The sequence below is a fragment of the Desulfuromonas carbonis genome (assembly GCF_054658035.1).
In genome coordinates, this window is sequence record NZ_BAAHXR010000001.1 from 73,323 (window position 1) to 99,365 (window position 26,043).

General features: G+C 53.5%; 21 protein-coding genes. 2 read left to right on the top strand and 19 right to left on the bottom strand.

Annotated features, from left to right (window positions below; all coding sequences use genetic code 11):
- Window positions 1-151: 151 nt before the first annotated feature.
- A complete protein-coding gene (locus ACYQ8E_RS00380; protein ID WP_066726426.1) occupies window positions 152-1,495 on the top strand; it encodes an IS1380 family transposase in 1,344 nt (447 codons plus the stop codon).
- A gap of 388 nt (window positions 1,496-1,883) precedes the next feature.
- On the opposite strand, the gene ACYQ8E_RS00385 is transcribed toward ACYQ8E_RS00380, so the two are convergent.
- From ACYQ8E_RS00385 to ACYQ8E_RS00395, 3 genes are read right to left on the bottom strand one after another with little or no spacing between them, the layout of a single operon-like run.
- On the bottom strand, window positions 1,884-3,221 hold the full coding sequence (locus tag ACYQ8E_RS00385) for a UDP-glucose dehydrogenase family protein (protein WP_459859790.1): 1,338 nt from the start codon (window positions 3,219-3,221) through the stop codon (window positions 1,884-1,886).
- Between the two features lie 28 nt (window positions 3,222-3,249).
- Complete coding sequence (locus tag ACYQ8E_RS00390) at window positions 3,250-4,518, bottom strand: lipopolysaccharide biosynthesis protein (protein WP_197463751.1); 1,269 nt, start codon at window positions 4,516-4,518, stop codon at window positions 3,250-3,252.
- The gene (locus ACYQ8E_RS00395; RefSeq protein WP_157471825.1) at window positions 4,515-5,771 is read right to left on the bottom strand and encodes a hypothetical protein; all 1,257 of its coding nucleotides are present in this window, start codon (window positions 5,769-5,771) and stop codon (window positions 4,515-4,517) included. Before ACYQ8E_RS00395 ends, ACYQ8E_RS00390 begins: the two co-directional genes overlap by 4 nt.
- 268 nt (window positions 5,772-6,039) lie before the next feature.
- Between ACYQ8E_RS00395 and ACYQ8E_RS00400 the strand changes: the two genes are divergently transcribed.
- The gene (locus ACYQ8E_RS00400; protein WP_459859791.1) at window positions 6,040-7,296 is read left to right on the top strand and encodes an ISL3 family transposase; all 1,257 of its coding nucleotides are present in this window, start codon (window positions 6,040-6,042) and stop codon (window positions 7,294-7,296) included.
- A 26-nt stretch (window positions 7,297-7,322) separates the two neighbouring features.
- Here ACYQ8E_RS00400 and ACYQ8E_RS00405 read toward each other — a convergent pair whose 3' ends face one another.
- The 16 genes from ACYQ8E_RS00405 to ACYQ8E_RS00480 form a co-directional block, all read right to left on the bottom strand.
- Complete coding sequence (locus tag ACYQ8E_RS00405; RefSeq protein ID WP_066726420.1) at window positions 7,323-7,856, bottom strand: acyltransferase; 534 nt, start codon at window positions 7,854-7,856, stop codon at window positions 7,323-7,325.
- Between the two features lie 32 nt (window positions 7,857-7,888).
- Window positions 7,889-8,851, bottom strand: a complete 963-nt coding sequence (locus tag ACYQ8E_RS00410; protein WP_459859792.1) for a Gfo/Idh/MocA family oxidoreductase — start codon at window positions 8,849-8,851, stop codon at window positions 7,889-7,891.
- A complete protein-coding gene (locus tag ACYQ8E_RS00415; protein ID WP_459859794.1) occupies window positions 8,848-9,837 on the bottom strand; it encodes a Gfo/Idh/MocA family oxidoreductase in 990 nt (329 codons plus the stop codon). The genes ACYQ8E_RS00410 and ACYQ8E_RS00415 overlap by 4 nt, the downstream gene beginning before the upstream one ends.
- The gene (locus ACYQ8E_RS00420; RefSeq protein ID WP_459859796.1) at window positions 9,834-10,529 is read right to left on the bottom strand and encodes an acylneuraminate cytidylyltransferase family protein; all 696 of its coding nucleotides are present in this window, start codon (window positions 10,527-10,529) and stop codon (window positions 9,834-9,836) included. The genes ACYQ8E_RS00415 and ACYQ8E_RS00420 overlap by 4 nt, the downstream gene beginning before the upstream one ends.
- Complete coding sequence (locus ACYQ8E_RS00425) at window positions 10,526-11,575, bottom strand: nucleotidyltransferase family protein (RefSeq protein ID WP_066726410.1); 1,050 nt, start codon at window positions 11,573-11,575, stop codon at window positions 10,526-10,528. Before ACYQ8E_RS00425 ends, ACYQ8E_RS00420 begins: the two co-directional genes overlap by 4 nt.
- On the bottom strand, window positions 11,572-12,207 hold the full coding sequence (locus ACYQ8E_RS00430; RefSeq protein ID WP_066726407.1) for an acetyltransferase: 636 nt from the start codon (window positions 12,205-12,207) through the stop codon (window positions 11,572-11,574). Before ACYQ8E_RS00430 ends, ACYQ8E_RS00425 begins: the two co-directional genes overlap by 4 nt.
- Complete coding sequence (gene neuB / locus ACYQ8E_RS00435; protein ID WP_066726404.1) at window positions 12,204-13,283, bottom strand: N-acetylneuraminate synthase; 1,080 nt, start codon at window positions 13,281-13,283, stop codon at window positions 12,204-12,206. Before neuB ends, ACYQ8E_RS00430 begins: the two co-directional genes overlap by 4 nt.
- Window positions 13,280-14,440 (bottom strand): UDP-N-acetylglucosamine 2-epimerase, encoded by a 1,161-nt coding sequence (gene neuC / locus ACYQ8E_RS00440; RefSeq protein ID WP_459859799.1) that lies wholly within the window; start codon window positions 14,438-14,440, stop codon window positions 13,280-13,282. Before neuC ends, neuB begins: the two co-directional genes overlap by 4 nt.
- A complete protein-coding gene (locus tag ACYQ8E_RS00445; protein ID WP_066726398.1) occupies window positions 14,433-15,620 on the bottom strand; it encodes a LegC family aminotransferase in 1,188 nt (395 codons plus the stop codon). Before ACYQ8E_RS00445 ends, neuC begins: the two co-directional genes overlap by 8 nt.
- A complete protein-coding gene (locus ACYQ8E_RS00450; RefSeq protein ID WP_066726391.1) occupies window positions 15,617-16,627 on the bottom strand; it encodes an NAD-dependent 4,6-dehydratase LegB in 1,011 nt (336 codons plus the stop codon). The genes ACYQ8E_RS00445 and ACYQ8E_RS00450 overlap by 4 nt, the downstream gene beginning before the upstream one ends.
- A gap of 147 nt (window positions 16,628-16,774) precedes the next feature.
- The gene (locus tag ACYQ8E_RS00455; RefSeq protein WP_066726388.1) at window positions 16,775-17,731 is read right to left on the bottom strand and encodes a Wzz/FepE/Etk N-terminal domain-containing protein; all 957 of its coding nucleotides are present in this window, start codon (window positions 17,729-17,731) and stop codon (window positions 16,775-16,777) included.
- A 30-nt stretch (window positions 17,732-17,761) separates the two neighbouring features.
- Window positions 17,762-20,515, bottom strand: coding sequence for an SLBB domain-containing protein (locus ACYQ8E_RS00460; RefSeq protein WP_459859801.1), 2,754 nt, complete (start codon window positions 20,513-20,515; stop codon window positions 17,762-17,764).
- 441 nt (window positions 20,516-20,956) lie between these two features.
- Window positions 20,957-21,712, bottom strand: coding sequence for a phosphatase PAP2 family protein (locus tag ACYQ8E_RS00465; RefSeq protein ID WP_066726382.1), 756 nt, complete (start codon window positions 21,710-21,712; stop codon window positions 20,957-20,959).
- 20 nt (window positions 21,713-21,732) lie between these two features.
- Window positions 21,733-23,289 carry a glutamine-hydrolyzing GMP synthase gene (gene guaA / locus ACYQ8E_RS00470; protein ID WP_066726379.1) on the bottom strand — a complete coding sequence of 519 codons (1,557 nt, stop codon included), beginning with the start codon at window positions 23,287-23,289 and terminating at the stop codon, window positions 21,733-21,735.
- 101 nt (window positions 23,290-23,390) lie between these two features.
- On the bottom strand, window positions 23,391-24,863 hold the full coding sequence (gene guaB / locus ACYQ8E_RS00475) for an IMP dehydrogenase (protein WP_066726376.1): 1,473 nt from the start codon (window positions 24,861-24,863) through the stop codon (window positions 23,391-23,393).
- A 92-nt stretch (window positions 24,864-24,955) separates the two neighbouring features.
- Entirely contained in the window at window positions 24,956-26,026 is a 1,071-nt protein-coding gene (locus ACYQ8E_RS00480; protein WP_442856861.1) for a M42 family metallopeptidase, read from the bottom strand.
- Between the last annotated feature and the right edge of the window lie 17 nt (window positions 26,027-26,043).

Consider the following 26,043-nt stretch of genomic DNA (forward strand, 5'->3'; position numbering starts at 1 on the left):
CAAAAGAAGTTTCAAGTCGACAATAGGCATTTTCCTGAATCAGTGAGCTTACAATCGTAATTTCTTGTTTTATCTTTGACAATTAGCTGATTTTGTTGATCTTTTCTGCTATTATAGAGCCGCCTCAAACTTCACCCAAGGAGATTTTTTCGTGACGTTTCCGCGGTTCAACATCGAGCAGTCCGACAGCGAATTCTACACCTCCCAGTCCGGCGTGGCCCTGGTCGGCCTGGCGGTCAACAGGTTCACGTCGTTGAACGCGCGGGTCGCCAAGGCGGCCCCCTGCAAGGGCATTGCCACGGCCGATGTGCTGCGTTGCTATCTCGGCCTGCTCTGCCAGGGCAAGAGCGACTTCGAGGCGATCCGGCCTTTTTTCGAGGATGACGAGTTTTTCGCTGCGGCCCTCGGCGTCAACAAGGTCCCGTCACCGGAGACCCTGCGTCAGCGAATGGATGCCGTCGCCGAGGCGACGATGCGCATTGTCGACTTCTGTACGGTTGAGTTTCTCAAAAAAGCCAAGGCCGAGTTCTCGACGCTTGAGACCGGGCACATGCCGCTGGATCTGGACGTCTTCACCCAGGACAACTCCAACACCAAGAAAGAGGGGGCCTCCTGGACCTACCGCAAGTTCCACGGCTTCGCCCCGATCGCCGCCTGGTTGGGGCTGGAGGGGTGGTGTCTGGAGATCGAGCACCGTCCCGGGTCCCAGCATGCCCAGGAGGGCTTTGTCCCCTTTTTGCTGCGGGCGATTCACAAAAGCCGGCAGTTGACCGAAGCTCCCCTGCTGGTGCGACTGGACAGCGCCCACGATGCCATTGCGACTCTGGTGGCTCTCAAGGAAGAGAAGGTCGACTTCATCGTCAAGTGGAATCCCCGAGGGACCGACGTGCCGGCCAGAGCCAGCGAGGTCTTTGCCCACGGCAAGATGATCAAGCAGGACAAAAAAGGCCGCATCGCCATCATGACGGAAACGGTCGAGCGCGCCTTCAAGGATGAGGATGGCAAGTACCAGACTCTCAAGGTCCGCCGTGTGCTGCGGGCCACGGAACGCTATTTCGAAAAAGACGGCACCCCGCTGCTGGTCCCGGACATTGAAATCGAGGGCTGGTGGACCAGCCTCTCAAGCGCCAAGGACAAGGTGATCGAACTGTACAAGGGACACGCCCTGTGCGAGCAGTATCACTCCGAGCTTAAAAGCGATATGGATCTGGAACGTCTGCCGTCAGGCAAGTTCGCCACCAACACCCTGGTCATGCACTGTGCCGGGCTGGCCTACAACATTCTGCGGGCTGTGGGCCAGGTCGGCCTGATGACCGGCAAGCAGCGTCGGCGGGCCAAACAACGCCGCCGGCTCAAGACGGTGATTCAGGACCTGGTCTACTTCGCCGGGCGCTTCATCTGCCACGCACACGCCCTGACGTTGCGCTTCAGTCGGCATGCGCATGATCAGTATGACGCTTTCAGCAGAACCTACCGACGGTTCGCTTATGGCTGACCGAAACCGAGACAATCAGGGCACGGAACAACCCCACCATCAGGTTGGGGTCGCCATCGCTCGCCCTGAAACAGGCACAGAGAGGCCGCTCCCTGTAAAAATCAGCTGAATTGTCAAAGAACAGCTCCGCCGATCCGGGAAAACAACCCGGACGGACGGTGTGAGACTCAAAATCACTCGCGAAAATGACCTCGCGAGGTAAAAATCAGAGGTGCGAGCTGCCACCTCACTGATTCAGGATTTTGTATAAAAAACTAATTGAAAACCAATAGTTGAGAAATTCACTCAAGACAACGTTGGGACACTACTGAGTGAATATTTAGGTTTTTGGTACCTTGGTTAATCATAAAAAAATAAAGAAGCAATTTCAAGCTCCGTTCCTTATTTTTTAACTTCTCCTTCCGATCCCAAAATACTCAAACCCTTCCTCTTTCAGCTTCTTCGGGTCATACTGATTGCGCCCGTCAAAGATCAGCGGGTTCTTCAGCAGGCGCTTGATCGCAGCGAAGTCGGGGTGGCGGAAGGGCTTCCACTCGGTCACCAGAATCATCGCATCACATCCCGTAAGAGCGTCGTACTGGTGTTCCGCCAGGGTCAGCGCCCCACTCTCGAACCAGGCCGCGGGGAGCTCCTCGCGGGCGACTTCGCGGGCCTCGGGATCGTAGGCGCGCACCTTGGCGCCGGCACCGATCAGCTGGTGGAGGAGGACCACCGCCGGCGCCTCGCGCATGTCATCGGTCCCCGGCTTGAAGGCGAGGCCCCAGAGCCCGAAGTTGAGACCGGAGAGGTCGCTGCCGCAGCGGTCACTGATCTTGGCGAAAAGGACATCCTTCTGCGCCTCGTTGCGGCGGTGGACAGCGCCGAGAACCATCGGTTCGAGGGCCGAGGCTTCCGCCATGTGGATCAGCGCCTTGACGTCCTTGGGAAAACAGGAGCCGCCATAGCCGCAGCCGGGATAGATGAAGGAGTAGCCGATGCGGCTGTCCGAGCCGATGCCGAGGCGCACCTGCTCGACGTCGACCTCGTAGCGATCGCAGAGGGCAGCGACCTCGTTCATGAAGGAGATCTTGGTGGCGAGCATGGCGTTGGCGGCATACTTGGTCATTTCGGCGTCGCGCACCCCCATGAAGAGGATGCGGTCGTGGTTGCGGGAGAAGTCGGCGTAGAGGGTGTGCATGATCTCCCGCGCCGCCTTCGAGTCGGTGCCGACAACGATGCGATCGGGACGCATGAAGTCCTCTACCGCCGCCCCTTCCTTGAGGAACTCGGGGTTGCTGACGACATCGAAGTCGATAGCGACGCCGCGCCGTTCCAGCTCCTCGCGGATCGCTGCGCGAACCTTGTCAGCGGTCCCGACCGGCACCGTCGACTTGTCGACGATCACCGCATAACCCGCGAGGTTCCGCCCGATCTCCCGGGCCACCGCCAGCACGTACTGGAGGTCGGCCGAGCCGTCCTCGCCGGGCGGCGTGCCAACGGCGATAAAGTAGACGTTGGCTTCGGCCATCGCCGCGGCGAGGCTGGTGGTGAACTGCAGCCGCCCCGCCTCGACGTTGGAGCGGACCAGCGGCTCCAACCCCGGTTCGTAGATCGGGATCTCTCCCTGCTGGAGACGCTCGACCTTGCGAACATCGACATCGACGCAGGTGACGAAGTTGCCCATTTCGGCAAAACAGGTGCCGGTAACCAGGCCGACGTAGCCGATTCCGATAACGGTAAGATACATAATTGGGACTCCGTGATTCGTTAATGAACTATTTCATGGATTTATTTTTTTCAAAAAGGACGAAGTCATTATATAAAATATTACAAGAAATAATCGTTGTTAGTATAAACTGAATTGATACACTTATTAATGTGGCATAGCATGCACCCATTACGTTATATTTTGATATCAAAATATAATTAAATAACATATTAACAAAAAATACAAAAATTGTTATCCTTGATAAGGTAGATGTACGATTGTAATACCATAAAATAGGCGAAACAATTTTATAAAACCCTAAAATACAATATGAAATAATAATAATTATAGAAACACCTTTTGATTCCTCATAACTATGGGGAAGTATTATGTTAATGAAATAGTAAACAACTATAATTAGAAATACCGCTATAAAAACCATTATCATGCTAGATAAAATCGTATTTTTAATCAGTTTGGTAAAGACATGTTTTTTCCCATATTTTTCAACACTTTTTTCACTGAGCAATTCCATTACCAAGGGGTGCCACGGCGTGGAAAATGCGTGTTGCAAGACAGACATCACGGCCGCAACTTGAAAACCTGCAGCGTATATAGCAACAGCATTATTTCCAATCATTTTTGATAAAAAAAGCCGATCAGCACTGAAATACAAACTAGCAACCAGACTGTGAATTAATAGGGGAATGGTAAAACTGAGATTTATTGGTAGATATTTTTTTTTGAAGTCAAACGAAATAAAACCCGCTTTAAAAAGTAAAAAAAATGAACTTATTCCAAATAAAAAAAACGATATAAGAATTGAATAAAGCTTAGCCTCGTAACCTAAACCAAAAATATAAAGAAAAATAATTGTACTTATAAAAATTAAGGCATTAGGTGCTAATAAAAAAATTGCATAAGACAAATGGTTCCTTTTACAAACATGAAGAATATTTTGTAATTTTGTTGAAACATTCATGAATGCCATCAAAGGGATGACAGCCAACCACATCTTACTAACCTGGAAATTTTTATAAATTATATCGCCAAAAGTTAAAACAAAAACTTGAAGTATAATGAAGGAAAAAAATGAGAGGTAGAGCGACATGGAAAGATAATTTTTGAGCGATTCTTCATCCATTTTATAATACTCAACAGTACTTCCTGAAATTGAAAAATGAATTAAAGTGGTAAGAATCGCGAGACAAAGTTCAATAACAACAAGTTCACCATACTGTTCCTTGGTCAATGCTCGAGTTAAAATCGGGAGCAATAAAAAGGGAAAAGCAGATCCCGTGATCGCAATAAAGGCGGTTAAAGAAAAACCCTTCAATAGTGCGCCCTCCTCTTTATACAATTTGCACTGTAATCACGAGAAAAATCTTGGCGAATAAAAAACATCCCACAATACATAAGAAAAACAGGATTTGAAAAATTCAACCATGCCCCATAAGCTACTAAAAATATCATTAATATGACGGCAACCATATAACCAAAAACATTTTTTTCTTTTAAAAGACTGACCAAGAAAAAACAAAAACCTAACCATAAAAATATAAATGCAATTCCGTCCCTGACCATAAGATGCGAAATAAATGAATCTGCCGTACCGCCAAAAAACCCACCGTTAACAGTCCAGTTGGGCGAGTCATTCACCTTTGATCCAATCCCTAAAAAGGGAAAAACATCTGAATCAAGCAGCAATCTATAATGTTCTGCAATGATAAGCAGTCTAGAATTGAGAGTTAAATTGGCGCTACCATCAACACTTCGGGTGATGGCGCTATTTATAAATTCACTTCCTGTTGAAAAACCGATATTTTCTGAATAAACTTGAAGTAAGAATATAGTAGAAAATACAATAATTGGAAAAATCAAATACGTCGGCCGACATCCAAACCTTACCCTTGCTTTTAAAAATAAAAATATTACTGTAAAAATCAATATAAGGTACGAAGTTCTGCTTCCACTTAAAATTATGAAATATGTACTTAATATATAAAAAAAATACCTAGAATTTTTTTTATTATAAAAAAAATTTACCAACAATATGGCTATTGAGAACGCTGCAGAATAAGGTGGTGTCTTGTACAACCAAAGAGAGACTCGCCACCACATGCCCTGATGAAGATTAACAGTAGTTTGACCCGGAAGATATCCATAGTCGGATACACCGCTATTGTAATTTAATACAACGACAATGACTGACAATATATATAAAAAATTCAGCAATTTATATGAAACGGAAATCCTGAAATGAATTATAAAATACAGTGGTAGAGCCCAGCGAAGCACCTCTGAAAGATGTTTCAGGTCTGAATGAATCGCAGAACCTGGGATAATACACAAAATATATAAAAGCAAAAAAATTTGTGTTAAATTATTGTCAAAAGAAAACTGCATAAGCCGAACTAATGTGAATATAAATATGATAAAAAGCAATGGCACTGTTATCAAGACCCACCGCAGACCCTGGCCAGTATAGGGATCCGCCCCTGAGCCACCGAAATTGAGAAACATCCAGGCAATTGTTAAAAATGACAGGTAGAGACCATAAATTGAGTTGGTTGCTTTGGTAACATTCATATTTTAATCAAAAGTTGGGTTCAATTCCCCGCAGCTTGCTGCGCGATTTTTACTAAGGGTGTAGGCTGTTGATACCCCGTAGCTTGCTGCGGGGTAGTTCATTGTTTCAAAAATTTTTAGGTTCTTCCGCAGAATTTGTGGGTAAACAGCAACCCCGGGATGGGGGCTGAGCAGCCTACCGGTTGCTGAAAAAAGCGCATCCCGATTCCAAGTCTGGCATTATGGACGTCGACCAAGACTACCCCATAACCAGGCGGAGGAAACCGGGATGCTGGTCAAGTCTATCCTGAATCGGGTCCAGAAGCATAGTGGTTTTGTCTACGGCTCCTCTCGCTGGCGGGAACAGGGAAAAGCCACGGTCCTTGATATCGATATCCGTCCCCGAGACGGTAGCCGTCCGATCTGCTCGGGCTGCGGGCGCAGCGCCCCAGGCTACGACACGTTGCCGGTTCGGCGCTTTGAGTTCGTCCCGCTGTGGGGCATCGCCGTCTTCTTCGTCTATTCCATGCGCCGGGTTGACTGCCCGCGCTGTGGCGTCAAGGTGGAAAAGGTCCCTTGGGCCGAAGGGAAGAATCACCTCACCACCACCTATGCCTGGTTCCTGGCCCGTTGGGCGCGACGGTTGTCCTGGAAGGAGGTCGGCGACGTCTTCCAAACCTCCTGGGACAACGTCTTTCGCTCGGTCAAGATGGCCGTCGCCTGGGGCTTGGCCCACCGCGACTTGGAGAACGTCACCGCCATCGGCATCGACGAGATCGCCTACAAGAAGGGGCACAACAGCTACCTGACCGTGGTCTACCAGATCGACGCCGGCTGCCGTCGCTTGCTGTGGATCGGCAAAGAGCGGACCCAGAGGACCCTGCGGCAGTTCTTCAAGGAATTCGGCGCTGAGCGTACCGCCCGGCTCCGGTTCGTCTGCAGCGACATGTGGAAGCCGTATTTGCAAATCGTGGCGGCGGCGGCCGAAAAAGCGCTTCACATCCTGGACCGTTTTCACATCATGAGCCAGATGAACAAGGCTCTCGATAAAGTTCGCGCCCAGGAGACCCGGGAGCTGAGGGCCAAGGGAGAGCAGCCGGTACTCACTCGCAGCCGCTGGTGCATCCTCAAACGCCCGGAGAACTTGACCGACAAGCAGGGCGTCAAGCTGAAGGAACTGCTGGCCTGCAACCTCAAGACGATCCGGGCCTACCTGCTCAAGGAGGACTTCCAACGGTTCTGGCAGTACCAGCGGGCCGCTTGGGCCGCCCGATTCCTCGACGAGTGGTGCCGGCGCACCATGCGTTCCCGCATTCAACCGATGAAGCAGGTGGCGAAGATGCTGCGGTCTCATCGGGAATTGCTGCTCAACTGGTTTCGCGCCCGGGAGCAGATCGCCCTGGGAGCTGTCGAGGGTCTTAACAACAAAGCGAAAGTGACCTGTAGAAAAGCGTACGGTTTTCGCAGTTACGAGGTCCTAAAAATCGCCTTGTATCATACACTTGGCTGCCTACCCGAACCGGAAGGCACCCACAGATTCTGCTGACGAGCCAATTTTTATAATACCAAAAATCAGTAGCGGTAAAACATATCTCTCTCTGCAAGTTTTTTATAATGATCGATATCCCGATATTTGAAAACTTTGGCTGGACTTCCACCAGCAATTGCATAATCAGGAATATCTGATACTACAACACTACCCGCTTGAATAATCGCACCCTCACCAATAGTTACGCCACCCATTATAATAACCCTGTCCCCAATCCACACGGCACGCTTGATAACAACGTCTTTAACTTCTTCATCCAAATCATACGGTAGCAACGTAGAGTTTTTATAATTATGGTTGGTTGTAAGTATGAGCAAGTCTACACCAGTATGAAGATAATCACCGATCAATACCTTCCCATACCCTTTTACCGTAATTCCATTGGTACTTGAGTAATCACCGAAGACTGTTTTTGAATTTACACTGCTTGCGCTTCCTATATAAAGTCTTTTCCCACAGTGTTGCGCCTGAATCCTGACTTTTGCTTTCCAAAAAAACTTCTTAATTTTTAAAATCAAATTAAATGGTTTTTTCAATATAACCTTCAATACTTTCATTCCAGAGCTCCTTTTGCGCCAACAATTTATATTTAATACCCTGCCATACGGCAATAATAACCCCAGTGATCAATCTGTTCAGCCAGGGTACAAAACCCCTCGATTCGACCAGCAAGAAAGCGACTCACCTGCTCATAGAGGCCAGGCTTGAAGGTCTTGTCCAGTGAATCATCAATTTCCAGCGGATCTATCCTGACTGAGCCTTTGTGCATTACCTGTAATGTCTCCATCGGGCGGAAGATCAACCGGTGATGAGCCGTCAATACTTCCACCCCCCATCGCCCGGGGGCCAGCCAATTAGCCTGATAGGAGAACAGAACTCCCTTATCTGTGATTCCGGCCCCTGCAAAAACTGAAGACGCGGGATGCCATGGCAGTGAACCCGCAGTATAGCAGCTTAGCTGTTGTGGTTTGCCTGCGAGATACAGGGCCAGATCCACAACGTGCGTGGAGTTGCTGAGAAACCATTTTTCTTTGACACCGGGGTCTTTTGTCAACCCTTCAATAACATGACCCCATTCGGTAAATTCAAAGTTACACGACAACAACCCGCCGTCTTCCTCTATCATCCTCTTTGCATGCAAAGTAGCTGCATAAAAACGACGATTGTAAGCCACATAAATATCCGCATCTTTTGAAATTGCAGCGTCTCGTACTGCCATAATTTCATAAGGATTCAATCCCGCGGGCTTTTCAACCAGTATGTTCTTGACACCACTGTTAATTAATTGAATTGTTGTCTCCGCAAGCGCATCGACATTGACAGCTACAATGGCGCATTTGCATGGCAACGGATTGGCATCGAGAAAAGAGCCTAATCCGCCCCTTATTACAGCCTTTCCGGTTTTTTCTTCGCAGAGGGCAGCAGCTTTTTCCCCGCGACCGATAACCTTGAACGGCTGCTTCAGCGCATCAAGCACCTTTATGTAGTCAATTGCCATCTGGCCGCAACCGACAAGCCATATACCTTCCTTTTCCATAATAGCCTCTTTCATGTAATCGGGCAGTACTCGTACTGCTTTCCGCTCACGTTATTGAGATGCGTCAGTAATGTTTTAAGCAGCTGAAGATGGAGATGCACAGATTCCTTGTAATGGGTAAGAGAGCAGGCACCGTTCATAAGCATTTCCTGCGCTACCGTTCCGGTAATCTGACTTTGGTAAGACACTGCGAACGACTCCTGATAGTTTGTTCCGCTCGAATTATCAAAAAACAATGCACTCCCGGTCGATTCCTGAATCTCGATCTGTCGGGTTCCTGTTCCTATAGAAATACGTAAAGGCGTTCCCTGTTCTATGCTGGATGATATTTCAAACCTGTCACCGCGGGCATTCGCCCCCCTGACGCTGCCGGTAAACTCGACAAAGCCTGGCCGCTTGCTTTCCAGAATCGTGTTGTCCAGCAATACCTCATCAATTCGGATGGATGAGTATTCATCCGTCAGGAACGCAAACAGATCAAGAAAATGTACACCATTACACCCCAAACCCCAGTGGCTTCCGTCCACGCGAAATGTGATCGGCCCATCGCCTGAAAGAACGTTTTTCAACTGGTGGTAAAACGGATAGACTCGCCGTGGACAGTTGACAACTGCGTTCACCTGCCGCTCGTGCATCAGCGCTCCTACTCTTACGAAATCGGATTCTTTCTGAAAAAGGAACTTTTCCAGGATAATATTTCGCACCGGCTTGTCAGCAATCAGAGCAGTTACAACATCTGCCCTTACGTCTGCACCGGTTGCGATTACAGCCAGGTCAACTGAGCCGCTCTCTCCATTGCCGGTGGTGTTAAACCTGATCTCCCGAATATGAGGATTCTTCGCGATTTCGGAGAATCTTTCCCGAGCAGTCTTAAGGGACGCCTCGCTCGGATCAATCACTTCGATTGACACCGGAATATTGATGTGAGCCAAACCTTGAAGATGCCGACTGCCAAGCTGGCCGGCGCCAATCAAAAGTATGTTGTGGATGGAATCGGTCATATCTTATTGATCCTTTTCAAAAAAAACTCGGCAACAACCAGGTCATCTTCCGTATCAATGTCAATGCTGTTATTCTTTGACATTATGTAAGGCACCGTGGTTTCAGTTACAAATGATCGCGTTTCTACAATAGTCCTTGTATCAGCCACATAGACCGCGCCATTCAACGCATATACCGGGGGAAGGTCCTGTCTGCGTGCAATAGATGTTTCACTTTCCAGCAACTTGCGCATCTTTCCATAAGCATCTACAGTAAACATCCAGAACGGGCTCTTGTCAGGTTCTGTTACCGATACGCATGTAGTTGCATGTTTGTCCAGACATATCTCGATGGATTTATCGATGTCATCAGCCGTGCGCAGCGGAGAAGTGGGCTGTAACAAAACAACATAATCATATCCGGGCAGCTCATTAATGGCATGAATGACCGGTTCTATCCCCTTGGTATCATCTTGCGATAATCCTGCCGGACGCACGAAAGGAACGTCACAGCCCCACTCACGTGCAACAGCAATAATCTCGTCATCATCTGAAGACAATATCAACCTGTCGATGTATTTGGACTTTTTTGCCTCTTCAATTGTCCAGGCGATCAGAGGCTTGCCGGCTACCTCACGAATATTTTTGCGAGGTACCCCCTTGGAACCGCCACGCGCCGGAATTATGGCTAGGACAGTTTTGTTCGCGATCATGAAAACACCTCATCATAATCACCATTTGCCTGTTCGAAATCGGCTTTTCGTCCTATATCCAGCCAATACTCCCGAATCGGAAATGCCGCCGTTTCCGACTGCTTATTAAATAACTTGTCAAAAAGTGTTGGCATGTCAAAATATTCGTTTTTAGGAACCATGGAAACTGCTTCCGGATTAAGCACGTAAATACCTGCATTCACGAAAAATTGATGAATCGGCTTTTCCAGAATATTCTTAAGGCGATGGCTATCAAGCTGCACGACGCCGAATGGCACCTGGAATTCATATTCACGGACACACATGGTGGCTACTGACTTGTGCTCATCATGAAAGTCCATCAGATGCTTGAAATTGATTTTTGTAAGGACATCTGCGTTCATTACCAGAATAGGCAGCCTCGGGATTTCAGGGAGCAGACCGAGAGCTCCTGCAGTGCCGAGCCTAGTCTTTTCCTCAAGATAATGGATTTCCACACCCCAGCGCGACCCGTCTCCAAAATATTCCTTAACCATTTCAGCTTTATAGTTTATTGAAATAAAGAAACGTTTGAACGCGTACTCCTTGCAGTTTTCAAGAATTGTTTCCAGAACCGGCTTTTTGCCAACTCGCAGTAGTGGCTTGGGACAGTCTTTCGTAAGATCGCCAAGTCGTGTTCCAAGACCTCCCGCCATAAGCACGACAATATTGTTCCGTTCCTGAATGCTAAGTAATTCTTCCCAACTATCCAAACCAACTACACTGCCAGCCAGATCGACAATTGGGATCTGCCGCAGTCTCTTTGTTTTCATCGTCTCCATGATAGCTTCGCGGCTTTCATGACAACTTGCAACGGTTGGCTCGGTAAACATTATTTCACTTACGGGCCTGTCAAACAAAACCCCCTTCAAAATTGCACGCCGGATGTCGCCGTCGCTGACGGTCCCGACAAGTTTATTTGAAGCATCGACCACAAGGGCAATCTGAAGAGAGCCCTCATCAATGATCTTGATCGCGTTCATAATAGTTGTATCCGGGCTTATCAGCACATCTTTCCAACGATTCATACGAACTCCCGTGCCGGCACACCGCGCACCTTTATGCCAGCACTGATATCCTTAACGACAACTGCCCCGGCTGAAACTAGGCAACCTCTACCGATTGAAACCCCCTGAATCAGAGTGGCGCCTGTACCGATATGGCTCCCCGCTCCAACATCCACCCCCCCGGAAAAGGTAACACCGGGTGAAATATGGACATGATCGCTAATAATACAATCGTGATCCACTGACGCACGAGTGTTGATGATTGTGTTGCATCCGATCTGACTGCCGGGTTGGATGACCGTACCGGCCATAACCTGGGCTCCTTCGCCAATGACGACGTCAGAAGCAACAACTGCCGACGGATGAACAACCGTGGCAAAGTCATAACCCAAAATCTTGAACCTTTCGTACAGTCGTTGACGTAAAACCGGAAGACCTATCGAGCCGACTCCATTTACCAGCCGGATTTGTGAGGGGTTGAATTCAGCAACAACATCATCTCCACCCAACACAGGAACGCCGAGGATACGGCTACCGACCAGTGCCGTATTTGAATCAACTACCCCCTTGATAACGGCAGAAGTTGCCAGCATCGCCCCGATCAACACCTTCGCATGGCCACCCGCACCCAATATGATAACCGGCAGACTCATAGTTCTATTGCCTCATCAACGGCAAAGTCCTTTCCGGCCTTTCGGCCCAACAGCTCCCATTGGTGCATCGGTGACAACCCATTGCCGGGCCTTTTTACTGCCAGGTTTTCAGCTGTGAATGGCTCGCCGGACCTGATAGTACAGGCAGCCACCAGACTTTTTCTGGCTACGGCCATGTTCTTCAGTTCACTTGGTGTCGGATGCTTTGTGCCGGTGCCGAGAGCCTGCTCGACATCCCGGATCGAACGCACCATCTGCCTCAGTTCAGCCGGTTCGAGCGACGCCTTGTGATCCGGACCCGGCAAGCTGCGGTCAAGGGTGAAATGCTTTTCAATGACAACAGCGCCGCGGTCAACAGCCGCAATCGGCACGGCAATTCCTTCGGTGTGATCGGAATAGCCTACCGGCAGGCCAAAGGCGCTTTTCAAGGTGTCCATCACCTGCAAATTCACATCTTCAAGCGGGGCCGGATATTCGGTTGTGCAGTGCAGAAGCGTCACCTTGTCAAGCAGGAGCGCCTGCCCCTGGGCAGAACAGTAAGCAGCACGAAAGGCTGCTATTGAAGGCCCGCTCTTGCTCAGAAAGCCAAAGGCCAGAACACCAAGCGCATCTTCAACTTCACCCAGGGTAGACATGCCGGTTGAAAGAATCACCGGTTTTCCGGTCCGGGCGATCTTGAGCAGTAAAGGGGCGTTGGTTATCTCTCCGGAGGGGATCTTGATGCAAGGGAGATCGAATCGCCCGGCCAGAAGGTCAACACTTTCAAGATCAAATGGTGTTGAAAGAAACTCTATGTTGCAAATCTTGCAATGCGCAATCAGTGCTTCATGAGCATGATCATCCAGTTCCAGCTTGCGGATCATCTCAAACTGGGATTCGTCGCTACCGGTTGTCCTGGTCTGATATTCTGCCTTGGGCGCCAGAGAGCTCACCAGCTTGTTCGCCTTGAAGGTCTGGAATTTTACAGCATCGGCGCCGGCATCGGCAGCAACTTCCACCAGTTTTTTTGCCATCTCCAGTGAGCCGTTGTGATTTACGCCGGCCTCGGCGATTATGTAGGTGTGGCGAGCTTTCATCGTGCCTCTCGAAGATCGTAAAAAGGTTTTGCACAGCTCAGAGTTGCGCTCTTCAGGCAGTCCCTGATCTGTGAAGCAGTTTCTCCATAACCATAGGGTGAAACGCCATGCTTGATTTCATCCCGAAAACGGGGTGAAAGAGCTTTATTGATCGCAGCTGCTATGGATTCCTTCGTTTCCAGACAGTCAATAATCGAGTCGGCTTTGAGTCGCCCACTCTGTCGGTCCCCTATGTTGACAGTCGGAATATGGCAGGCAGGAGCCTCAATAATGCCACTTGACGAGTTACCTATTACGGCAGCTGCCAGCTTCAGCGCACTCAGATAACGGACCTGCCCCATGGAGGTAAACACAGCGACCCGCTCGTGATGCTGTTGTGCATAGTCATCAATCATCCGGCCCAATATTCTGCCATCAGTGTCGGAGTTGGGCTTGGTAAAAATTATTCTGGCTTGCGGGAACTTGTCCAGGGCATCAAGAAGCGCCTGCATGGCAGCCTGAGGAGTTAGTGCGCCGAGTGTCGCGGGGTGGTAGGTACCCAGAAAAAAGCTGGTGCCCAGTTCAAAGTTTATGCTCTGTTCAAGCGCGGCCTTATCAAGCAGTTGCAATCGCCTGATATTTTCAATTCCAAGTGCTCCGACATCAAATACCGTATCTGGATGCTCACCCAGCTGGATCACCCGTTTACGATAAGGTTCGGCAGCCACAAAATGCAGATGGGACATCTTCGTGATGGCATGGCGGATGCTTTCGTCAATTGCACCCTCGGTTGTTTCGCCGCCATGAATGTGAGCTACGGGAATCCTTGCTACCAGAGCGGCCTGAACAGCTGCCAGAATCTCATAGCGGTCTCCCAGAACCACCATTATGTCCGGCCTCAAACGGTTCAATGCATCGGCAAAGCCAATTACCCCGAGGCCGATTGATTTTGCAATCCCCACCGGGGTGTCACTGGAGAGTAGCATCTCGACCTTGGCATCGATGGTAAAGCCATCCTCTTCAATCGTCCTGTAGGTGAGGCCGAACTCAGGCGAAAGGTGCATGCCAGTGACAATAAGCTGAAGTTGAAGCTCGTCGTCAGCCTGAATTTCTTTCATCAGCCAATAGAGCAGCCCATATTCGGCTCTGGTGCCGGTGACTATGCAGATCTTACGCATTGACCGATCCCTTACCTAGCAAGACGCTGCTCGGTATATTTACCAGACGGCGTACCAGGCTTTCCGCAACCTGCAAATTCATTTTGGGGCAGGCAGAAAACATGGGTAGTTTGTTCATAAGAGTCCAGGCAGGTCGGGTCATAATGCCGGCGTCATTGGTGATTTTCAACAGGGCATCCCGCCGGTCGGCATACCGCTCATCAAGCAGCAGGGTATTGAGCCAGTAGTTGCTCTGACTGTTAGCTGGTTCAGTGAAAAAGCGTATGCCGTGAATATCCCTGAAGGCTTGCCGATAGTGTTCTGCCAGTTCACGTTTGATCTTCAGAAAACCGGGAAGCTGCTCTAGCTGGGCACAGCCAAGAGCTGCATTAATATTGGGCATACGATAATTGTAGGCGATCATGTCGTGATTGAACTCCCAGCGATGGGGAACTTTTGCAGTTGTCGTGATATGCTTTGCCAGTCGACCCAACTCTTCATCGTTGGTCAGGATTGCTCCGCCGCCACCGGTAGTAATAGTCTTGTTCCCGTTAAAGCTTAGAGCCGAGAGCAAACCCCACTGCCCCGTATGACGGTCTTTGTAAAACGAGCCGAGTGATTCTGCCGCATCTTCGATCAAGGTTATGTTGAAAACCTGACAGACCTCCAAAAGCGGCTCAAGATCGACCGGATGTCCAAAGGTGTGCATCGGCACAATTGCCCTGATCCGGCGACCGGTCAGCCGGTTGAAGCATCCATCAGAGCGCTTCTCCGTAACCGCAGCCAGATATTCTGCAAGTTTCATTGGATCAACGCCGAGAGTCGCTTCCTCACTATCAATGAAATGGGGCACTGCGGCGCAATAGGAGACCGCGTTGGCCGTGGCGATAAAAGTCAAGGCAGGCATGAGAACTTCATCCCCAGCCTCAACCCCGGCAAGCAGCAGACAGATGTGCAATGCAGCAGTCCCATTGACAACGGCAACCGCGCGTTTGACACCGGTATAAGCAGCCAGATCCTCTTCAAAACGATCAACAAATTTGCCTACAGACGAGACCCAGCCGGTATCTAGGCATTCCTTGACATAAATCCACTCTTCACCTGCAAAGCGCGGCTCATGTAACGAAATGAATCCGCTACCAGAAGGCAGGACTGATTGCAAAGCGCTGAGAACGACCCTTGTGCTAAAGTTTGCTGTCATATATTGTAACGGTCGGCCTTATAGCAGGACAGGTTTTCAGGTTTGGCAAACCAAGCGATAGTCTCGGCCAATCCGCGCTGCAAACCTTCCTTACCGGCATACTTCGGTTGCCATTCGGTCAAGTCCAACGCTTTCTGATTGGCGGCCCAGAGGCGTTCTACTTCACTCTTGTCAGGGCGCAGTCGGACATCATCGGTTTCAATCTCGACCTTGACATCCATGATATCGGCAATCATCGCAACTGTTTCACCAATGGAAATTTCATAGTTGCTGCCGATGTTCAATACTTCTCCCACAGTGCGCTCTGATTCCGCAACGGCAATGAAACCGGCAACCGTATCAGCCACATAATTGAAATCTCTGGTGGGATACAGCGCGCCAAGCTTAATCTTGCGGATTCCGGTGGCGATCTGGGTGATAATGGTAGGGATGACGGCACGCGCGGATTGCCGGGGGCCATAGGTATTGAATGGTCTTATGGTAGCAACTGGTGTTCCGAACGAAGAATAAAAGGACATGGCGATCTGGTCAGCACCGATCTTGGATGCCGAATAGGGAGACTGCCCCTGTAATGGATGTTCCTCGGTGATCGGGACAAAGCGTGCCGTTCCATAGACCTCGCTGGTAGAAGTATGAACAACCTTTGCGACCTCCAGTTCACGGGCAGCCTGTACAACATTGAGAGTACCCTTAATATTGGTATCTACATAAGTATCCGGAGAGTGATAGGAATAAGGGATCGCAATCAAGGCAGCCAGATGAAGGACTATGTCGCATCCCTGCATGGCAGTTCTCACACCATGGGGGTCACGGATGTCCCCCGCAAATACATCAAGCGACTTCCTGATCTCCGGTGCAGACTCGTCGAGCCAGCCCCAAGAGTTAAACGAGTTATAAAGTACGAAAGCACGCACATCATGCCCGCGCTTTACCAGTTCTTCGGTCAAGTGAGAACCGATAAAACCATCGGCGCCGGTTACCAGAATTTTTTTGTTTGAAAATTTCAAAAGATCTCTCCCAGAGGAAAATTTTCAGCTGCACTACTGTCTCATAATTTTTCAACTTTCAACGGGGCAGTAGTGCTTGCCGATTGCGAGGCAAGCTTCGGGAAATTGGACCCTCCTGAAAATTAGAGGAAAGTACCGTAAAGGGTACTAATCCACCCCTATTGGAGGAATCTCGGTATTGCGGCGATACCAATTCAATACCAGAACAAAAAGTACCGAGAACATTCCGCCTGCAACCGTCGCCAGGATACAGATGATCGCCCGTTTCGGTTTGAACTTCTTATCTGGTGCAGCGGCCTTGTCCAGGACCCGGAGGGCGAACTCCTCTTGCGTATTTGCTAGCATTGCCTTTTTCTGTTCACTGGCAATCAGGGTAAAGAGGGTTTGCCGCATATCGGCAACACTGGTGCTTTCAAGGGCCCGGTTGAGATATTTAAGATTATTTTCGCTCCGCAGAATAGCCTGTCGGCGCAAAAAATCATTCAGTCGCGACACCAGTTCATTGGCCCATTCCGCGGCCAATACCGGATCGGTCCAGGCAACAGAGACTGTCACCAGGGAGGTCTTGTCATCGAGGGAAACTTTCATGATCTCTTTGGTAAATAACCGGTAGCCATCCCAGGAATTGGGCCGCTTTTCCGGATCACTCTCTTTCCACTGGCTCTTTTTCCGATCCCAGTCATCGGCAAAGAGAACCGGCATGAGCTCCTTGTCTTTAATGAATTGATTAATAAACTCCCGGGACTTGAGAACTGCGAGGTTGGTTTCAATCGCGCCGCCGCCGGGAAGAGCGATCCCGGCCATTGCAGCAAAACCGCCGAGGTTGCCGAGAGCGGACGCCAGCCCGCCCCCTTTCACTTCCTCGCTGCCGACCGGGGCCAAAAGCACTTCGGCTTTATAGATATTGGGCAGCAATAAGGAAATGATTACCGCCAGAAGAGCCGCACAAAAGGTGATTGCAAAAACATATTTGCGACCGGCCCAAATTACCTGACAAAGTTCAAGAAGATCAATTTCATCGTCAGCAGGAGCTGGCGACCGGCCCAAATCCTGATTAATCGGCGGGCGTAGCTCGGCGGCCTGTTCGGTATGGTTACTCATCATTTACGACTTTCTGAATATTCGGGCCGGCTTTTATAAAATTCCCAGGGTCTTCATTGAAGCGACACCAACCCCAACCTGCATCAACACCTTGCTCCAATCGAGGGCGCTTTCAATGGCATAAAACCGGTCAAGTTTTTCGGGAACAACAATGACATCACCAGGATGAATTTCCCGGGACCGCCACCAGCCTTTCTGAGGATCGACTTCCCCATTGGCGCGCACCACGTAAATGCTCCCCTTGTCGGCAAAATTGGTTAATCCACCGGAACGCTGGATGTAATCGTCACGATCATCCCCTGGCCGGTAGAGCTGTGACGAGGAATTGTAAACCTGCCCGATGATATGAACTTCCTCGGGGCGTTTCGGGACACGCAGCACGTCGCCGTCCCGTAATGCCAGGTCGAATTCAGAATTGGCCAAGGCTTTGACATCAGAGAGCTGGATCACCAGACGGCCGGTCGCCTTGACCCGCTTGGCGGCCTCCAAAATCTTCTGCGCTGCAACCAACTCGGTTTGGTTACGTTGCAATGCGAGAGATTGCGGGTTTTCCCTCCCGATAGATGCCTGGGTCAGGTTGATTTCTCTCTCCAGCCGCCGTACCATTTCGTCAATCTGCTGCTGCTGATCTTGTCGAATCGATTCGCGCGTAAAAAATGCCGCATCCAGATAGGCCTCCGGCAGAAACCCTCCGGCGCGTTTAATGACGGAGGAGAGCCGCTCCCCCTCTTCGATCGGGTAGGTCCCGGGAAATTTGAATTCACCTGCCAGGGTGACACTCTCCGCTCCCCGCCAGTTGGAAAGGGTCCGCACCGTAATCACGTCATAGGGGGCCAGCAGCTGGTTGGCCTCAGCATCGCCCTGCAACGCTGCTGTCAGATCGAAAGATTCGTGGCGGGTGACGCGTTCTTCCCCGTTGACGATGTCGAAGTGGGTGATTTCCGCCTGTTTCAGATAGGCCCGGGGGGTCAAATTACCGGCAGCAAATACCAGATCAGCAACCCGCATCCCGGCGGCCAGTTCGTAGGAACCCGGGTTATTGACCTCGCCGAGGGCTCTCACCGTAAAGCGCTGCTTGGTCTCCCAGATGGAATGGACGACCAGCCGATCAGAGTCCTGCAACAATGGGTTCTGATCATTCACCCCCGCCAGGGCCGCCGCGAGAGAGTACCTGGATAAACTTACCTCCTTTGATACCGGGTCGGTCCGGTACAGTTCTGCCTCACTGGGATCAGCAGTTTTGCGAAGGCCACCACTCGACAACAGCAAATCAACCAGCCGCATGGAGCGTTTCAGCTCATAGCTGCCGGGACTCTGCACCTGACCAGAAATGGTCACCATCGGCGCCTGACGAAAATGGGACCGATGGAAGATGTACACCTTGTCTCGCGGTTGAAGTAACAGGTCTGCTTCGGCTTTGCCGTTCAGGAGATCAGCCAGACTGAACCGTACCAGTTCAGGCTCACGATTGTCGGCAGCTTCCCGCTCAATCAAAGCGTAATCAAGATAGGTTTCCGGCATCAATTGATCGGGGCCGGAAACCAGGCTTGAAAGTCGCATCCCCTCCTTCCAGGCATATTTACTGGGACGTTTGACGTTACCCACCAGAAATACGGGATTTTTTTCGTAGTCGAGGATTGAGAAAATCTTTATCAGATCGTGGTTGCGCAGTGTGGTCTGCAGTCCTGCATCCTGCAAGGCGACCTCCTGCACGGAACGGATCCCGTTCTCGCCAACCCGCTCAATCAGGGCTTTTTCACGAAAGGCCGTCGGCCGGAGCCCCCCGGCGAGAGTTAACAGATCACCCAGGCTTTTTTCAGTGCGCAGCTCGTAAATCGCCGGGCGCATTACCTCTCCGGCCACCCCGACCGTGGCTCCGACCGGCGGGACAAAGACAACATCGCCGGGAAGCAGCCGCACGTCCGCACTGGTATCACCCTTGAGCAGGAAATCATACAGGTCAATGGTGGTGACCAGTTGGCCATCCCGCTTGAGCTGGATCTTTCGAAGAGAGCCAATCTTCTTGACCCCGCCAGAGACGAACAACGCCTGCGAAAGGGTGGCCAGGCCACTGACCAAATAAGAACCGGGTTGCGAAACCTCCCCCAAAGCGAAGACACGAATCGAGCGTAACTCGCCCATGGTTATGCTAACGGAGACTCCAATCGTCTTTTCCTTGACCTGCTCGGCAATATAGGCCCGTGCCTGTGCAAAGCTCATCCCGGCAACATTCAAGGGGCCGATTTCCGGAAAGGCGATCACTCCCTCCCGGTCAACGATCATCGCTAATTGCTGGTTGGTTTTTCCGAACAGCTGCACCTTCAACTCATCGCCAGGGCCAAGGACATATTCCGCGGGAACGGGAACGTCCGTAACCGGCGCAAAGGTGGAAGGCGTCCCGGCAAATAGCTCATAGCCGAACTGCCGCAAATTCGTATCGACCTTAAGCGCCTTCGACTCTGCGACAAAGTCGGCGAAGCCGCGGCGCAATTCCAGGGCTTCGGCGGCCGCCTGCCCGGAAATCTTGGTGACCGGAGAGTCCACTGCGACCGGTTTGGCAAGTGTTAGTTTTTCATCAGCGGCGGCCGGGGCCTTGAATTCTCCTTCAATTTCTGAGTTTTCAAGGGGACGCGCCTTGACAACGGGTGGATTATTGACGGTCACCGCCCCGCCCTTTTCACCGGGCAGCTCCACACCATACTTTTTGGCCAGGGCCTCCTTTTCCGCGGGAGAGAGCTGCTCCAGCATCTGCTGCGGGGTTAAATCAGCCGCCCCGGCAACTGTCACCCCAATTGCTCCCCAACACAGGCAGAGGGCCAAAAGGCTACCAAGATAAAAAAAACAAGCTCTGGTCAAGGTGAATATCCTTTCCGAATGGAAGATTCCAGTTCCGTGCCGCCCATGGGTAGTTGCCGAAACCGGATGGAGATCAGGACAACGACCACCCCAGGCTCGGATTTTTTTTGGGGGAGAGGGCGCAAAGGATCCAAACCCTGTAAAGGCGTTACCGACCGGGCGTATTGCATTTCAGATTAAAATTTGGAGCGCTTCATTCGAAGCGGCATTTTTATCATAGCCCGCCGGCCAGATCAACAAAAAACTACTGAAAAACCAAGGGAAATAGGGAGAAACTCCAATCGCAAGCTGGTTTTCCCGGGTCCGGTTTGACCCCTCGGATTGGAAGTAGGGCGAGCTGTTTTCCTCTGGAATTTCCGGAATGAGGCGAGATTAGAACCGAGCAACCCATTGCACCCCGAGACCGGGGCCGGCCCAAGGGTAAAGGGCTGCGGAAGGACCACCCAGTTGCTGCTGCCATTTTATCGCCAGGCGCCCCGCCAGCTCGCCGATGACGGCTCCGGCGACCACATCCGACGCCCAGTGGTCGCCGGCGTAGACGCGGGAGAGGCCGACCAGGCCGGCAAGACTGTAATAGCCCCAGGATGCAGCGGGAGTGTGGGCGTGACGGGCAAAGACGGCGGCCAGGGCAAAGGCGCCGGCGGTGTGCCCGGAGGGGAAGGAGTCGGCTTCGCGCTCCAGGGAGAAGGGATGAAAGGCACCGGAGCTGGCTGAATTGTCAGGTCGCTCCCGCCCCGTCGCGGCCTTGAGGGCCAGAGTGGCCAGCTCGGCGGCAACGACCGCCGCGGTGGCCTGGCGGCCCGTCTGCACAATTTCAGTATCCTCCGTCCAGAGGCCGTAACCCCAGGTGGCACCGGCGAGCCCGAAACAGGCGACGGGATGGCCGACCAGATTGAAGCCGGAGGCGAGCTCTTCAAAAGGAGCGGCCTGGTTGTTCTCGGCCTTGCGGCTGAGATTCTCGTCCCAGAGGGAGACCACCCCGGCACCGGCCAGACCACCGAGGAGCAGCAGGGTCTCGTCGCTGCTCCAGAGCGCTGGGCGCTCCGGCGCTGCGATTTCTTCGGCCCGCAGCGGGGTCACCGCCACCAGGCTCAGCAGCAGAAACGCCGGCAACCAGCGCATCAGCATCAGCCCCCCCATGTCACGCCCTATTCCCACTCGATGGTGGCCGGCGGCTTGCTCGAGATGTCGTAGACGACCCGGTTGATCCCCTTGACCTCGTTGATGATGCGGTTACTGATCCGCGCCAGGTCCGCGTAGGGCATCGGGTACCAGCCGGCGGTCATGAAATCTTTGGTTTCGACGGCGCGCAGGGCGACGACATATTCGTAGGTGCGGCCGTCCCCCATGACGCCGACGCTCTTCACCGGCAGGAAGACGGCGAAGGCCTGGCTGATCTTGTCGTAGTGGCCGCTGCGGTAGAGTTCCTCGATGTAGATGGCGTCGGCGCGGCGCAAAATGTCGCAGTATTCCTTCTTCACCTCGCCGAGGATGCGCACCCCCAGCCCCGGACCCGGGAAGGGGTGGCGCCAGACCATCTGGTGCGGCAGGCCGAGTTCCTCGCCGATCGCCCGCACCTCGTCCTTGAAGAGCTCGCGCAGCGGCTCGAGGAGCTGGAGCTTCATATAGTCGGGGAGGCCGCCGACGTTGTGGTGGCTCTTGATGTTGTGGGCCTTGCCGGTCTTGGCCCCGGCCGACTCGATGACATCGGGGTAGATTGTCCCCTGGGCGAGCCAGTTGGCGTCGGTCAGTTTCTTCGATTCCTCCTCGAAGATATCGACAAAGAGATTGCCGATGATCTTGCGCTTCTGCTCCGGGTCGGTGACGCCGGCGAGCTTGTCCAGGAAACGCCGCTCGGCATCGACGCGGATCACCCGGACCCCGAGGTTCTTGGCGAAGGTCGCCATCACCTGGTCCCCTTCGCCGAGCCGCAGCAGGCCGTTGTCGACGAAGACGCAGGTGAGCTGATCACCGATGGCACGGTGAATCAGCGCCGCCGCCACCGAGCTGTCGACGCCGCCGGAGAGGCCGAGGATGACCCGGTCGCCGCCGACCTGGGCGCGGATGCGTTCGACCGCGTCGGCGATGATCTGCCCCGGCGTCCACTGGCCGTGGCAGGCGCAGATCTTGCGCACGAAGGTATCGATCAGCAGTTCCCCGCGCGGGGTGTGGTTGACCTCGGGGTGGAACTGGACGCCGTAGAGATTGCGCGCCACATCCTGGATGGCGCAGACCGGCGCGTTGCCGCTGCCGGCAACCACCTCGAACCCGGCCGGGACGGTGGCAACGTGGTCGCCGTGGCTCATCCAGACCGGGCTCTTGCCGTCGACGAAGAAGCCGTCGAAGAGGGGCCCGGGCTGCCCCTTGGCGAAGAGGTCGGCATGCCCGAACTCCCGCTTGCCGGCCGGCACCACCTCGCCGCCGAAGTGGCGGGAGAGGAGCTGCATGCCGTAGCAGATGCCGAGGATCGGCACCCCGAGTTCGAAGAGCGCTTCGGCCACCGCCGGCGCCCCCGCCTCGTAGACCGATTTCGGGCCGCCGGAGAGGATGATGCCTGCCGGAGCGAAGGCCTGGATCGCCGCCAGCTCCATGTCGAAGGGGTGGAGCTCGCAGTAGACGTGGGCTTCGCGCACCCGGCGGGCGATCAGCTGGGTGTACTGGGAGCCGAAGTCGAGGATCAGGATTTTTTCCTGGTGGATGTCCATTGAATTACCTGGTTAAGGGAAAGGCGAGGTCGCGGTTTTTCATAGGTCCCATGCGTCCCATAGGTCCTATAAAGACTAACAGGACCTATGAAAACCAATTGCTACCCGCTGCGCTCGACCCGGTAGTTGGGGGCCTCGTGGGTGATCGCCACGTCGTGGACGTGGGACTCGCGCAGACCGGCGTTGGTGATCCGCATGAACTGCCCCTTCTGCTGCAACTCCTTGATCGTGCGGCAGCCGGTGTAGCCCATGCCGGCGCGCAGACCGCCGAGAAGCTGGTGGATATTCTCGGAGAGGGGACCGCGGTAGGGAACGCGTCCTTCGATCCCTTCCGGGACCAGCTTGATATCGCTCTCCACGTCCCCCTGGAAGTAGCGATCCTTGCTGCCGGCCTTCATGGCGCCGAGGCTGCCCATGCCGCGGTAGGCCTTGTAGGTCCGTCCCTGGTAGAGGATCGTTTCGCCGGGTGATTCCTCGGTGCCGGCGAAGAGGGAGCCGATCATGATAATATCGGCGCCGGCGGCGACCGCCTTGGGGAGTTCGCCCGAATACTTGATGCCGCCGTCGGCGATCAGCGGGATGCCGGCTTTGCCGGTGACCTCGGCGACGCTGGCGATGGCGGTGATCTGCGGCACCCCGACCCCGGCGACGACCCGGGTGGTGCAGATCGAGCCCGGACCGATGCCGACCTTGACCGCGTCGACGCCGGCCTTGATCAGGGCCCGGGCGGCCTCGGCGGTGGCAATATTGCCGGCGATCAGTTGCAGCTCCGGGTACTGGCGGCGGCAGTCGATCACCGTGTCGATCACCCCCTGGGAGTGGCCGTGGGCGGTATCGATGATCACCACGTCGACCCCGGCGCGGACCAGGGCTTCGAGGCGCTCCTCGCGGTCCCCGCCGACGCCGACCGCCGCACCGACCCGCAGCCGGCCCATGTCGTCCTTGCAGGCGTTGGGGTACTTGCGGACCTTCTCGATGTCCTTGATGGTGATCAGCCCCTTGAGGGCGAAGTTGTCGTCGACCACCAGCAGCTTCTCGATGCGGTGCTGGTGGAGGTGCCACTTGGCTTCTTCGAGGGTCGTCCCCGGCGGCACCGTGACCAGCTTGTTCTTGGTCATGACGTTGGAGATCGGCTGCTGAAGCTGGGTTTCAAAACGGAGGTCGCGGTTGGTGAGGATACCGACCAGCTTGCCGTTCTTGGTGATCGGCACCCCGGAGATGCGGTACTTCTTCATCAGCGCCAGGGCCTCGAAGATCTTCTGGTCGGGATCCATGGTGATCGGATCGACGATCATGCCGCTCTCCGATTTTTTCACCTGGTCGACCTCCAGCGCCTGCTCGGCCGGGGTGAGGTTCTTGTGGATGATCCCCAACCCCCCTTCCCGCGCCATGCAGATCGCAGTCCGGGCCTCGGTGACGGTATCCATGGCCGCGGAGAGGAGCGGAATATTGAGGCGGATTTGGGGGGTCAGCAGGGTGGTCAGGTCGGTCTCCTTGGGGAGGACCGTGGAGTGGGCGGGGAGGAGCAGAACGTCGTCGAAGGTCAACCCTTCGCGAATTTCGGAGTCGAGCATCTATGATCTCCTTTAGCGGGCGGGAGGAGTAAAATATTTAATCGCCGACTCTATACCCGCCGGCGGAATCCCGTCAAGGGCAAATACGGGGTTCAGCGGGGGATAAAATGGTCCCGGTCGCTTATGCGCCGAACCGCCGCGGCGAGGAGCTGTACCGTTGCCTCCAGGTCGCGCAGATCGAGGACTTCCACCGGCGAGTGCATGTAGCGCAGCGGCACCTTGACCAGGGCGGTCGCCACCCCGCCACGGCAGAGCTGGATCACGTTGGCGTCGGTGCCGGTAGCTCGCGGCGCGCCCATGATCTGCACCGCGATCCCTTCCTCATTGGCGCTGGCAAGGAGCAGCTCGAAGAGGGCCGGGTTGATGTTGGCGCCGCGCGCCAGGATCGGCCCGCCGCCGAGGCGGAAGTCGCCGATCTCCTTCTTGTCGACCTCGGGATGGTCGGTGGCGAAACCGACCTCGACGACGATGGCAATGTCGGGGTCGATGCCGTAGGCGCTGGTGGTACCGCCGCGCAGGCCGATCTCTTCCTGGACCGTGGAGACGGCAAAGAGCTCGGCAGCAATCGGCCCGCGCCGCTTCACTTCCTGCAGCACCCGGGCGACGATAAAGGCGCCCATCTTGTCATCGAAGGCCCGCGAGGTGACGCGCTCCCCCTGCAGCCGCTCCAGGCCGACGGCAAAGGTCAGCGGATCGCCGACCGCCACCAGGCCTTCGGTCTCGGCACGACTGGCGCAGCCGATGTCGATAAACTGGCTCTTGAACTTGACCACGCTTTCCCGGTCCTTGGCCTCCATCAGGTGGATCGGCTTCTTGCCGACGACGCCGCGCACCGGCCCGGCGGCCCCGTGTACCAGCACGCGCTGACCGGGGACAAGGTGAGCGTCGACGCCGCCGATCGGGGCGAAGTAGAGAAAGCCCTGGTCGTCGATGTAGCTGACCATGAAGCCGATCTCGTCGCAGTGGCCGGCGAGCATCACCCGCGGGGCACCGGACTGGCTGCCGGCGAGGCGGGCGATGGCATTTCCCATCATGTCACCGCTGACCACGTCCGCCACTTCCTGCAGTTCCCGGCGCCAGATCCGCTGCGCCGGCTGTTCAAAGCCCGACGGGCTCGGCGCTTCGACAAATTCCTGAAAAAAGGCAAAATCCATGTCAGTCACAACTTCTCCTTTGCCAC

Excerpts from the sequence above, each read along its gene's own strand:
- ACYQ8E_RS00385 (WP_459859790.1), bottom strand. The coding sequence starts at position 3,221 with ATGTATCTTACCGTTATCGGAATCGGCTACGTCGGCCTGGTTACCGGC.
- ACYQ8E_RS00395 (WP_157471825.1), bottom strand. The coding sequence starts at position 5,771 with ATGAATGTTACCAAAGCAACCAACTCAATTTATGGTCTCTACCTGTCA.
- ACYQ8E_RS00400 (WP_459859791.1), top strand. The coding sequence starts at position 6,040 with ATGCTGGTCAAGTCTATCCTGAATCGGGTCCAGAAGCATAGTGGTTTT.
- ACYQ8E_RS00405 (WP_066726420.1), bottom strand. The coding sequence starts at position 7,856 with ATGAAAGTATTGAAGGTTATATTGAAAAAACCATTTAATTTGATTTTA.
- ACYQ8E_RS00410 (WP_459859792.1), bottom strand. The coding sequence starts at position 8,851 with ATGAAAGAGGCTATTATGGAAAAGGAAGGTATATGGCTTGTCGGTTGC.
- ACYQ8E_RS00415 (WP_459859794.1), bottom strand. The coding sequence starts at position 9,837 with ATGACCGATTCCATCCACAACATACTTTTGATTGGCGCCGGCCAGCTT.
- ACYQ8E_RS00420 (WP_459859796.1), bottom strand. The coding sequence starts at position 10,529 with ATGATCGCGAACAAAACTGTCCTAGCCATAATTCCGGCGCGTGGCGGT.
- ACYQ8E_RS00425 (WP_066726410.1), bottom strand. The coding sequence starts at position 11,575 with ATGAATCGTTGGAAAGATGTGCTGATAAGCCCGGATACAACTATTATG.
- ACYQ8E_RS00430 (WP_066726407.1), bottom strand. The coding sequence starts at position 12,207 with ATGAGTCTGCCGGTTATCATATTGGGTGCGGGTGGCCATGCGAAGGTG.
- neuB (WP_066726404.1), bottom strand. The coding sequence starts at position 13,283 with ATGAAAGCTCGCCACACCTACATAATCGCCGAGGCCGGCGTAAATCAC.
- neuC (WP_459859799.1), bottom strand. The coding sequence starts at position 14,440 with ATGCGTAAGATCTGCATAGTCACCGGCACCAGAGCCGAATATGGGCTG.
- ACYQ8E_RS00445 (WP_066726398.1), bottom strand. The coding sequence starts at position 15,620 with ATGACAGCAAACTTTAGCACAAGGGTCGTTCTCAGCGCTTTGCAATCA.
- ACYQ8E_RS00455 (WP_066726388.1), bottom strand. The coding sequence starts at position 17,731 with ATGATGAGTAACCATACCGAACAGGCCGCCGAGCTACGCCCGCCGATT.
- ACYQ8E_RS00465 (WP_066726382.1), bottom strand. The coding sequence starts at position 21,712 with ATGCTGATGCGCTGGTTGCCGGCGTTTCTGCTGCTGAGCCTGGTGGCG.
- guaA (WP_066726379.1), bottom strand. The coding sequence starts at position 23,289 with ATGGACATCCACCAGGAAAAAATCCTGATCCTCGACTTCGGCTCCCAG.
- guaB (WP_066726376.1), bottom strand. The coding sequence starts at position 24,863 with ATGCTCGACTCCGAAATTCGCGAAGGGTTGACCTTCGACGACGTTCTG.